Annotated in this window: 14 protein-coding genes; 7 read left to right on the top strand and 7 right to left on the bottom strand. The window is 67.8% G+C overall.

Annotation, left to right across the window (positions count from 1 at the left end; genetic code table 11):
- Positions 1–52 precede the first annotated feature (52 nt).
- On the top strand, positions 53–391 hold the full coding sequence (locus ACFWF3_RS13100) for a hypothetical protein (RefSeq protein WP_378994536.1): 339 nt from the start codon (positions 53–55) through the stop codon (positions 389–391).
- 9 nt (positions 392–400) lie between these two features.
- Here ACFWF3_RS13100 and ACFWF3_RS13095 read toward each other — a convergent pair whose 3' ends face one another.
- Positions 401–1,021, bottom strand: a complete 621-nt coding sequence (locus ACFWF3_RS13095; protein ID WP_379313857.1) for a LysE/ArgO family amino acid transporter — start codon at positions 1,019–1,021, stop codon at positions 401–403.
- A 72-nt stretch (positions 1,022–1,093) separates the two neighbouring features.
- Here ACFWF3_RS13095 and ACFWF3_RS13090 point away from each other — a divergent pair, with 72 nt between their 5' ends.
- Entirely contained in the window at positions 1,094–1,987 is an 894-nt protein-coding gene (locus ACFWF3_RS13090) for a LysR family transcriptional regulator ArgP (protein WP_379313856.1), read from the top strand.
- 12 nt (positions 1,988–1,999) lie between these two features.
- On the opposite strand, the gene ACFWF3_RS13085 is transcribed toward ACFWF3_RS13090, so the two are convergent.
- The 4 genes from ACFWF3_RS13085 to ACFWF3_RS13070 form a co-directional block, all read right to left on the bottom strand.
- Entirely contained in the window at positions 2,000–2,131 is a 132-nt protein-coding gene (locus tag ACFWF3_RS13085) for a hypothetical protein (protein ID WP_378994542.1), read from the bottom strand.
- Positions 2,132–2,154: 23 nt separating this feature from the next.
- A complete protein-coding gene (locus ACFWF3_RS13080) occupies positions 2,155–2,961 on the bottom strand; it encodes an alpha/beta fold hydrolase (RefSeq protein ID WP_379313855.1) in 807 nt (268 codons plus the stop codon).
- A 59-nt stretch (positions 2,962–3,020) separates the two neighbouring features.
- On the bottom strand, positions 3,021–3,869 hold the full coding sequence (locus ACFWF3_RS13075; protein WP_378994546.1) for a hypothetical protein: 849 nt from the start codon (positions 3,867–3,869) through the stop codon (positions 3,021–3,023).
- Between the two features lie 65 nt (positions 3,870–3,934).
- Positions 3,935–4,399, bottom strand: a complete 465-nt coding sequence (locus ACFWF3_RS13070; protein WP_378994548.1) for a MarR family winged helix-turn-helix transcriptional regulator — start codon at positions 4,397–4,399, stop codon at positions 3,935–3,937.
- Between the two features lie 71 nt (positions 4,400–4,470).
- Between ACFWF3_RS13070 and ACFWF3_RS13065 the strand changes: the two genes are divergently transcribed.
- Both ACFWF3_RS13065 and ACFWF3_RS13060 read left to right on the top strand, forming a co-directional pair.
- Positions 4,471–5,448: a pirin family protein gene (locus tag ACFWF3_RS13065; RefSeq protein WP_378629850.1), complete on the top strand. Its 978-nt coding sequence runs from the start codon at positions 4,471–4,473 to the stop codon at positions 5,446–5,448.
- A gap of 134 nt (positions 5,449–5,582) precedes the next feature.
- On the top strand, positions 5,583–5,879 hold the full coding sequence (locus ACFWF3_RS13060) for an excalibur calcium-binding domain-containing protein (RefSeq protein WP_378629849.1): 297 nt from the start codon (positions 5,583–5,585) through the stop codon (positions 5,877–5,879).
- Between the two features lie 67 nt (positions 5,880–5,946).
- Here the strand turns inward: ACFWF3_RS13060 and ACFWF3_RS13055 are convergent, their stop codons facing one another.
- Entirely contained in the window at positions 5,947–6,222 is a 276-nt protein-coding gene (locus ACFWF3_RS13055) for a DUF3618 domain-containing protein (RefSeq protein WP_379313854.1), read from the bottom strand.
- A gap of 34 nt (positions 6,223–6,256) precedes the next feature.
- Here ACFWF3_RS13055 and bcp point away from each other — a divergent pair, with 34 nt between their 5' ends.
- Entirely contained in the window at positions 6,257–6,730 is a 474-nt protein-coding gene (bcp, locus tag ACFWF3_RS13050) for a thioredoxin-dependent thiol peroxidase (RefSeq protein ID WP_379225838.1), read from the top strand.
- On the opposite strand, the gene ACFWF3_RS13045 is transcribed toward bcp, so the two are convergent.
- Positions 6,727–7,452, bottom strand: coding sequence for a TetR/AcrR family transcriptional regulator (locus ACFWF3_RS13045; protein WP_379313853.1), 726 nt, complete (start codon positions 7,450–7,452; stop codon positions 6,727–6,729). The two genes, bcp and ACFWF3_RS13045, sit on opposite strands and share 4 nt — an antisense overlap.
- Before the next feature lie 110 nt (positions 7,453–7,562).
- Here ACFWF3_RS13045 and ACFWF3_RS13040 point away from each other — a divergent pair, with 110 nt between their 5' ends.
- Both ACFWF3_RS13040 and ACFWF3_RS13035 read left to right on the top strand, forming a co-directional pair.
- The gene (locus ACFWF3_RS13040; RefSeq protein ID WP_379313852.1) at positions 7,563–8,525 is read left to right on the top strand and encodes an ATP-binding cassette domain-containing protein; all 963 of its coding nucleotides are present in this window, start codon (positions 7,563–7,565) and stop codon (positions 8,523–8,525) included.
- Positions 8,522–9,289 (top strand): ABC transporter permease, encoded by a 768-nt coding sequence (locus tag ACFWF3_RS13035; protein ID WP_379313851.1) that lies wholly within the window; start codon positions 8,522–8,524, stop codon positions 9,287–9,289. Before ACFWF3_RS13040 ends, ACFWF3_RS13035 begins: the two co-directional genes overlap by 4 nt.
- The last annotated feature ends 39 nt before the right edge of the window (positions 9,290–9,328 follow it).

Below are 9,328 nucleotides of genomic sequence, written 5' to 3'. Positions count from 1 at the left end.
GCCCCGGTCATCGCCGACCGGAGCGCGGGCGTTCCGTCGTAGAATCGCCGTCGTGCCAGACAGCGCCGATCAGGCACCCGATCACGCGCATTCCGACGCGGCCACCGCCAGCCGCGTCGCCAAGGCCCGCCGCATGGCCGCCTACGTGTGGTCACGCGATATCCGCAGCGCCGAACTGCTCGCCCTGCCCGCGGCCACCCTGCGCAAGCTGGCCCGCGCCGCCGACACCAATCCGCCGAGCACCGGCGAAACCTGGCAGGTGGTCGCCGACCTCCTCGACCAGAAGGACGCCTGGGCGGCCCGCAACCCCGGGCACGCCGCCGCGGTGCGCACCCACGCCGACGAGAAGCTGCTGTGGGTCAAGCCGCCGGTGAAGCCGTGGGAGTCCTAGCGCCGCGCCTCAGGCGAGCAGCAGCCCGACGGCCAGCGCGAGCATGACCACGGCGATCAGCGAATCCAGAACACGCCACGCGCTCGGGCGCGCGAAGAGCGGACCGAGCCGGCGAGCACCGTAGCCGAGGGCGCCGAACCACAGGACGCTGGCGAGCATGGCCCCCGCGGCCAGGAACCAGCGGTCGGGCGCCGCGTAGGTGCTGGCGAAGGAACCGAGCAGGACCAGCGTGTCGAGATACACGTGCGGGTTGAGCCAGGTCAGCGCCAGACAGGTGAGCACGGACGCACCGACGGCCACCGAGGCACCCGCCGCGTCGGTGATCAGGGTCGACGAACCGAGGGCGCGCCGAGCCGCCAGCAGCGCGTAGCCGACCAGAAAGGCCGCCCCCGCGTACCGGGCGACGGTCAGCACCGCCGGAAACGACTCGACGACTGCCCCGAACCCGGCCACGCCCGCGCCGATCAACACGATGTCGGACACCGCGCACACCGCGATCACCGGCAACACGTGCTGCCCACGCACCCCCTGACGCAGCACGAACGCGTTCTGCGCGCCGATGGCCACGATGAGCGAGAGCCCGAAGCCCAATCCGGAGAGGGCGGCCGACGCCGCCGATGATGCCGTCACAGCTCTCGACGTTAAGAGGTCGTCAATTTTCAGTCCAGCTAATGATTCTTCACAACCATTAGAGTTACTTCAGTGGATTTCCAACTGGACCAGTTGCGCGCCCTCAACGCCGTCCTCACCGAGGGCACGTTCGACGCGGCCGCCCGTCGGCTCAACCTCACCCCGTCGGCCATCAGCCAGCGAATCAAAGCGCTAGAGGAATCGGCGGGACGTGTGCTGGTGCAACGCTCGAAACCGGTGCGCCCCACCGAATCCGGGCTCACGGTGCTGCGTCTGGCCCGGCAGGTGGAGTTGCTCGCGGGCGACACCGCGCGCGAACTCGGCGATGCCGACCCCCCCGCCGACCGGCCGATCCGCATCCCGATCGCCGTCAACGCCGACTCCCTAGAATCGTGGGTCATGCCCGCGCTCGCGAGCGTGCCCGCCGGGATCTCCTTCGACCTGCACCGCGAAGACGAGGAACACACCACCCGGTTGCTGCGCGACGGCACGGTGACCGCCGCGATCACCGCCACCGCCACACCGGTGCAGGGCTGCACCGTGACCCCGCTGGGGGCGATGCGCTACCGCCCCACGGCGACACCGCGGTTCGTCCGCACCTGGTTCCCCGACGGCCCGACCTCCGCCGCGTATGCCCACGCGCCCGTTGTGCACTTCGATCGCAAAGACGATCTCCAGCTCCGCCAGCTACGCCGGCGCACCCGTCGCCAGGTCGATCCGCCGGGTCACTACGTGCCCTCGTCGAGCGCGTTCGCCGATGCGGTGCGGCTCGGCCTCGGCTGGGGCATGCTGCCCGACCTGCAAACCGGGAAAGACCGCACCGCAGGCACTTTGGTCAACATCGACGGTGATTCCCACATCGATGTCCCGCTGTACTGGCAGCAGTGGAAACTGCACTCCCCCGCCCTCGCCGCCGTCGCCACCGCGATCGCCGCGGCCGCCGCGTCGGCGCTGACCACGAGCTGACCGGCCCTCGGCTCAGGCGTCGTCGAGATCCGGGACCAGGCGCAGTCCCCACTGATTGGCGCAGTTGGTACACACCCACGTTCCGTTCATCTCCCGATAGGTGAACGTGTCGTCACAGGCGGGGCAGTTCGGCGAATCGGTCATCGAAGATCCTTGTGAGTGGTGAATTATCGAGCAGCGGAGAGGAATTCGATCAGGATGCGGTTGACCTCGTCGGGTTGCTCCAGATATCCGTAGTGCCCACACCGTTCGATCTCGGTATAGGTGGCGGTCGGGATCGCCTCGGCGACCTCCCGGCAGAACCGCGGCGGCACCATCTGATCATCGGCGAACCCGACCACCAAGCTGGGCACCGAGATCCCCCGATACGCCTGCCGCCGGTCCTGCGACCGATCCATTGCCGCTTGCGCCCGAGTGCCGGGGGTTCCCTTCCCCGAGGTGAATTCGAAGATATCGAGCCACTCCTGCGCCTTGGCCGGATCGGCCAGAGTGTGTGGCGACAGATTGATCATCGCCTTGACGGCGGCCGCGTATTCCGGCGGTAGCTGAATCCCCTTGTCGAACAACGCCTGCTCGCCCTTGCTGAGGGTGCTCGTCACCGGATACGGCCGCGCGGTGGCGGCGAACATGACCGCCCGGCGCAGCAACTCCGGCCGGGCCAGCGCGAGTTCGGCGACGATCCGCGAGCCCATCGAGGTGCCGACCACATGCGCCGGAGCCCCGAGGTGCTCGATCAGCGCGGCGGTATCACCGACCAGCTGCGCCATGGTGATCCCCGAAGCCGACTCCGACGACGGCGCGATCCCCCGATTGTCGACAGTGGCGACGGTGAACCCCGCCTTGACCAGGGCGGGCACCTGATAGGTGCGCCAGACACGTCCAGGACTCCCACTACCCATCACGAGCAGGACAAGCGGTCCCGAACCGGTGACGTCGTAGCTGAGCTGGATGCCGTTGAGCGAGGCGATGGGCATATCTCAACGTACCGCCACGACAGGGCGGGCTCGACATCGAGGACAGCCACGCACCTGCCTCAGCTCACCGCGGCGAAATAGGCGGTGCGAACGGCGACAGTCGCGGGCGCGGGGAAGTCGGGTGCGCCGGATCCGAGTGGCCCGATCCTGACCTGCCAGGTGCTGGTCGAGGTGTCGATGGCGGTGCGGGCGGTGGACGGCTGGAGGACGACGTCGTTGCCGCCGTCGCAGGAGTAGGCGCCGACCAGGCCGTCGGAGCGGCCGCCCCAGGCGCCGCCGACGCGGATGCGGCAGTGGCGGCCGTCGGCGAGTTCGAGTGCCCACGGCTCGGGCGACGCGGTTTTGCCGATATCGGCGACCGGCGGGTCGACGGTGTACCGGCGCAGACCGCGCTGCCACGGATCGTTCGCGCACAGCAGGGAGGCCTTGTCGGGAGCCGCCCAGCACACGTTGGCCGAGTCGGCGGAAGCACCGCATTCGTAGATGCCCGCGGTGGTGGCCGAGCGGCTCGGCGACATGTGGGAGCAGTCGAGGACGCCGACCGGAGTGGAGCCGGACACGGTGAAACCGTTGGACGGCTGACCCGCGGCGTCGACGGCGACCAGCGAGACGACGTCGGTCGCGACCGGCGGCTGTGGCGCGGTGGTGCCGGGGAGGCTGCTCGGTGCGCCCTGACCGGTCGGGCGAGGGCCCGGCGTCGTCGGAACGACGGTGATCACCGGCGACCGATCCGGTGCGGTCGTCGGACCGCCCGCACCGGGCAGTTCGGTGGCGGGCGCACCAGAACCCCACGAGCCACCGCGAGCGGTCGTCGTCGCCGGTTGCGCGGTGCCGTCTTCGGTCGAGCACCCCGCGACCGACAACGCACACAGCATGCCCATCGAAACGATGTATCCGGCTGTCTTCATGCCACCACCCCTGCGTGCGAAGTTCGAGCCCTGTCTACTGCGCATCGGGTCGGTGGCCCGAATTGTTAACCGGCCGAATCGCTTCGGGCCTCACTCGCCGCGATCACTTTGCCTGCCAGTGAGCGGATCGCCGTGCTCTCCGCGTCGGTCATCCGGTCGACGAACACCTCCCGTACCAATTCGACATGCTCGGGCGCGGCCTCACGCAACACCGTGCGGCCGGCCTCGGTCAGCGACACGACGATTCCGCGCGCGTCGTCCTCGGCCTGCACTCGATCGACGAGTCCGCGAGCGGCCATGCGGGCCACATGCTTGGACAACCGGGACTTGTCCCAGCAGACCTGGGCGGCCAGCTCCTTGGCTCGCAGGCATCCGTCGGGTGCCGCCGACAGCGGGACCAGCAGCTCGTAGTCGGCCATCGATAGTCCGTATTCGCCCAGACCCGCGGCCAGGACGGCGTCGAGTCGCTGACGCATGAGGATGTAGGACTGCCATGTCTGCTGCTCTTCTTCGGACAACCATCTGGGCACGGGAATGATTCTAGAACTCTGTTGGTTGACATGGAAACCAACAGCCTGACGAAGCTCCCAGGAGGCACCCCATGCCAGCTATCACCGTCGACGACATCATGGTGCTGCCCCGGCTGCCCCGCCCCGATGTCACCGAGACCCAGCGCCCGGTTCGCCAGATCGTCACCGCCGCGCGCCAGCAGGAGGGCGCCGGCTTCGAGGTGACCCGGCCGTTCCCCAGCGTCGACCTACGCTCGGCCGACCCGTTCATCCTGCTCGACCAGATGGGCCCGGTCGCCTACGAGCCGTATGCGGCCAAGGGCGCGCCGTGGCACCCGCACCGTGGCTTCGAAACCGTCACCTACATGCTCGACGGCACCATGGTCCACCACGATTCCCAAGGTGGCGGCGGCGTCATCGGCGAGGGCGACACCCAGTGGATGACCGCGGGCTCGGGCATGCTGCACGACGAACTGCCCGAGGAGAAGCTCGTCATCTCCGGCGGCACGTTCCACGGAATCCAGCTGTGGGTGAACCTGCCGCGGGCGAACAAATTCGCCACCCCGCGCTACCAGGACCTGCGCGCGAGCGAACTGACCCTGGTGAGCTCGCACGACGGCGGCGCGCTCGTGCGCGTCATCGCCGGTGAGTTCGCCGGTTTCTCCGGCCCCGGCTCCACCTACACCCCGATCGCCTACGCGCACGCCTCGCTCGTCCCCGGCGCCCAGCTGGAGACGCCGTGGCCGAAGGACTTCACCGCGATGGCCTATGTGCTGTCGGGCAGCGGCACGGTCGGCGTCGATCGCAGGCCGATCAGCGCCGGGCAACTGGTGGTCTTCGGCAAGGGCGACGCCCTCACCCTGACCGCCGATCTCACCCAGCACAGCACCACCGGCGATCTCGAGGTCCTGCTACTCGGCGGAACTCCGTTGCGCGAACCGGTGATTCAATACGGGCCGTTCGTGATGAACACTCGGGAGGAAATCATCGAGGCGATGGAGGATTTCAACGCGGGTCGCATGGGCACCATCCCGGCCGAACACCTGACCGGGCGCAGACTGGGTGAATAACCGACCGAGACTCCCGGCGAATCCTCGGGTCGCGTGCGGTTGACAATCGGTCGCCCCGTCACAAAGGTGGACGGGGCTACCGGCCACATCGTGGCCGTGACCACACCCGAACCGCAGCAGACATAGAGGAATTCATGAACGTTCGTCGGCTCACCGTCAGCCTTGCCGCCGTAGGGCTCGCCCTGATCGCCGCTCCCGTCTCCCACGCCGACCCGGTATCGGGCTCGGCGGGTACCGGTTCGTCCAGCTTCGACTCCATCCTCGGAGCGACCGGCTCGGCCAACCTGGTCCAGTCCGGTTCGGCCGGTGGCGCGTTCCGCAGCTGCGACGACGCGATGGCCGCAGGCCGCGCGCCGCTGTTCCGTGGCGAGCCGGGCTACTCCCCGCACCTCGACCCCGATGGCGACGGCCTGGCCTGCCCCACGCAGTAAAGCCACAAAAAACACCCGATGTGACTCGTTGGCACATCGGGTGTTTTTTGTTGTCCGGCCTGCTGATTCAGCGGCGGAAGATCTTGATCAGCACCAGGCCGGCCACAAGGGCGCCCGCTCCGATCAGCGTGTATTTGACCTTCGGCTCGTTCAACTTGGCGACCACCATCGTCTTGGTGTCTTCCGCGATCCGTTGCGGATCCGCGCGCACCGCCAGTTCGTCGAGCGTGGTCGCCAACCGGGTACGCGCGATCTCGATCTCGCGTTCGATCCGGTCGGTGTCGTCCTTGGCCACCGTCACCTCCAGGTATATGTCTTGCTGCTCGTCACCGAGTCTATCCATGCGCCTCGCGGACCCGGTCGGTTACCGTGCGGTGGTGACCGACAACCATCGCCTCTCCCCCGGAGACACCGCCCCCGAATTCACGCTGCCCGACGCCGACGGCAAGGACGTGTCGCTGTCGGATTACCGCGGCCGCAAGGTGATCGTCTACTTCTACCCCGCCGCCAGCACCCCCGGCTGCACCAAGCAGGCCTGCGACTTCCGCGACAATCTGGCCGAGCTGGGCGGCGCGGGCCTCGAGGTGCTCGGCATCTCTCCCGACAAGCCCGCCAAGCTGGCCAAGTTCCGCGACAACGAGGGCCTGACCTTCCCGCTGCTCTCGGACCCCGAGCGCGAGGTGCTCAAAGAATGGGGCGCCTTCGGCGAGAAGATGATGTACGGCAAGACCGTGACGGGTGTGATCCGCTCGACGTTCGTGGTCGACGAGAAGGGCAAGATCGAGGTTGCCCAGTACAACGTCCGCGCCACCGGGCACGTCGCGAAGTTGCGCCGCGACCTGTCGGTCTAGTCGCCGAAGGTGGCGATGAAGACCTCGTAACCGTCGAGCAAACGGGCGAGGCCGAACTCGAAGTCGGCCCTCTCCCAGTCGATATCGTCATCGTCGAATGCGGCGTTGGAGAGGGCGGCCGACACCGAGGGGAAGCGCTGCGGGTCGAGCACCCTGGCCATCACCGAGGCGAAGTCGCCGCCCTCTTCCTCCTGGAGATCCCGGAGGAACCGCCGTTTACCGACCACGAACATCGACACGTTCATCACCAGCTGGAGCTTGATCGGCTCCGGCACGGCCGCCTCGGCGAGAACCTGCAACGCGGTTTCGAGCCAGGCCATGTTGTTCGGCCCCATCGGCGGCCTGCTCAGCGGGATGTCCAACCACCACAGATGACGGCCGAGCCGCTCGAACTCGGCCAGCGCCCACCACTCGAGACCCACCCGCCACGGCGTTCCCGCGGCGATCTCGGGTGGGGCCCCCACTACGCGATCCATCAGCAGGTCGACCAGCGTGTTCTTGCTGTCGACGTACCGGTACAGCGACATCGCGGTGAAGCCGAGCTGCTTGGCGACCCGATTCATCGACAGCGCCGCGAAACCCTCCGCATCGGCCACTTCGGTCGCGGCGTCGAGGATCTGATCCAGGGTGAGCCCGCGTTTGGGCCCCCTGCCGCCGGGTTGCTCGCGCCCCCACATCAGCTCGACCGCTTTCGGTAGCGCCATGTCGCCGGACGTCGTCATCTGCCTCCTCTGCTCGCCTCGACTCTAACCCGCGCGCTCTTGCGCTCAAGAACTGTTTAGCCTATAAACTGTGTTTATTACATAAACAGTTTCCCGATCGGAGAGAACTCATGACATCGCCACCACCGCCCGCACTCTCGATCCGCCGATTGCACAAGACCTACGGCTCCCATGTCGTCCTGGACGACCTCGACCTGGACATCACCGCGGGCACCGTCTTCGCCCTGCTCGGACCCAACGGTGCGGGCAAGACCACGCTGGTCCGCATCCTGGCCACCCTCAGCAGGCCCGATCGCGGCGACGTCAGGCTCTTCGAACACGACCTGGCGCAAGCCCCCGATACGATCCGGCGCCTGATCGGCGTCACCGGTCAGTACGCCGCCGTCGACGGGGTACTCACCGGCGCCGAGAACCTGCGCCTCACCGGCAGGCTGCTGCACCTCGGCAAGGACGAGACCCGACGCCGTGGCGACGCACTCCTGGAACGCTTCGACCTGGTCGACGCCGCCGACAAACCGGTCGCCTCCTACTCGGGCGGCATGCGGCGCAGGCTCGACCTCGCGATGAGCCTGATGGGTGAGCCACGCATGGTCTTCCTCGACGAACCCACCACCGGCCTCGACCCACGGAGCCGACGCGATCTGTGGTCCGCCATCAGGGAATTGGCGGCCGAGGGGACAACCATCCTGCTCACCACCCAGTACCTGGAGGAAGCCGATCAGCTCGCCGACCGGATCGCCGTCCTCGACCACGGCCGGATCGTCGCCGACGGCACCCCGGCCGAACTCAAACGCCTCGTGCCGGGCGGCCACATCCGGTTCCGCTTCGCCGATCGCGAACTGCTGACCGCCGCGACCAACGCGCTCGACACCGCGACCGGCGCCCACCCCGATCCCGAACAGCTGACCCTGCAGGTGCCCTCGGACGGCAGCGCCGTCGAGATCAAGCGGCTGCTCGACCGTTTCGCCGAACTCGATATCGCGATCGAGCAGCTCACTGTCCACACCCCCGACCTCGACGATGTGTTCTTCGCGTTGACCGGTCAGCCCGGACGAACCGAGGTCGCGGCATGAACGCCACGCGCACACTGCAGGATTCGGCCACCATGCTGGACCGCAATATCCGCCACACCCTGCGCAGCCCCGACACCATGATCATGACGGTCGTGCTGCCGGTGATGATCCTGCTGATGTTCGTGTTCGTCTTCGGTGGCGCCATGGACGTGGGTCCCGGTGCCTACATCGACTACGTGGTACCCGGAATCATCCTGCTGTGTGCGAGTTTCGGGGCGTCCACCACGGCGCTCGCGCTGTCCACCGACGTGGCCGAGGGCATCATCGACCGGTTCCGCACCATGGCCATCGCCCGGTCGGCGGTACTCACCGGGCACGTCGCCGAGAGCGTGATCCGCAATCTGATCACCTCCGCGATCGTGATCGGGGTGGCGGTGGTGCTCGGTTTTCGCCCGACCACCGATCCACTGCGCTGGCTGGGTGTTTTCGGTGTGCTGGCGATGTTCGTGTTCGCGCTGTCGTGGTTGGCGGCCGCGTTGGGCCTGCTCGCCCCGAACCCGGAGGCGGCCAACGGCTTCACCTTCGTGTTCATGTTCCTGCCCTATGTGAGTTCGGCGTTCGTGCCGACCTCGTCGATGCCGACGTGGCTGCACTGGTACGCCGAGAATCAGCCGGTGACCCCGGTGATCGAGACGCTGCGCGGGTTGTCGATGGGCACGCCGATCGGCAACAGCTGGGTACTCGCGGTGCTGTGGTGTGCCGGTATCGGGCTCGTCGGGTACATCGCGGCGGGGGCGCTGTTCCGTCGGCAGAGCAACGTCTGAGAACCACGAAGGGGCAGCGCGTGCGCTGCCCCTTCGTGG

This window comes from Nocardia sp. NPDC060220, from assembly GCF_042727815.1.
Taxonomy (GTDB): domain Bacteria; phylum Actinomycetota; class Actinomycetes; order Mycobacteriales; family Mycobacteriaceae; genus Nocardia.
The sequence above is the reverse complement of the archived record's forward strand: the minus strand, read 5'-3'. Positions and strand labels throughout refer to the sequence as shown.

Excerpts from the sequence above, each read along its gene's own strand:
- ACFWF3_RS13040 (WP_379313852.1), top strand. The coding sequence starts at position 7,563 with ATGACATCGCCACCACCGCCCGCACTCTCGATCCGCCGATTGCACAAG.
- ACFWF3_RS13035 (WP_379313851.1), top strand. The coding sequence starts at position 8,522 with ATGAACGCCACGCGCACACTGCAGGATTCGGCCACCATGCTGGACCGC.
- ACFWF3_RS13075 (WP_378994546.1), bottom strand. The coding sequence starts at position 3,869 with ATGAAGACAGCCGGATACATCGTTTCGATGGGCATGCTGTGTGCGTTG.
- ACFWF3_RS13065 (WP_378629850.1), top strand. The coding sequence starts at position 4,471 with ATGCCAGCTATCACCGTCGACGACATCATGGTGCTGCCCCGGCTGCCC.
- ACFWF3_RS13060 (WP_378629849.1), top strand. The coding sequence starts at position 5,583 with ATGAACGTTCGTCGGCTCACCGTCAGCCTTGCCGCCGTAGGGCTCGCC.
- ACFWF3_RS13055 (WP_379313854.1), bottom strand. The coding sequence starts at position 6,222 with ATGGATAGACTCGGTGACGAGCAGCAAGACATATACCTGGAGGTGACG.
- ACFWF3_RS13045 (WP_379313853.1), bottom strand. The coding sequence starts at position 7,452 with ATGACGACGTCCGGCGACATGGCGCTACCGAAAGCGGTCGAGCTGATG.
- ACFWF3_RS13080 (WP_379313855.1), bottom strand. The coding sequence starts at position 2,961 with ATGCCCATCGCCTCGCTCAACGGCATCCAGCTCAGCTACGACGTCACC.
- ACFWF3_RS13085 (WP_378994542.1), bottom strand. The coding sequence starts at position 2,131 with ATGACCGATTCGCCGAACTGCCCCGCCTGTGACGACACGTTCACCTAT.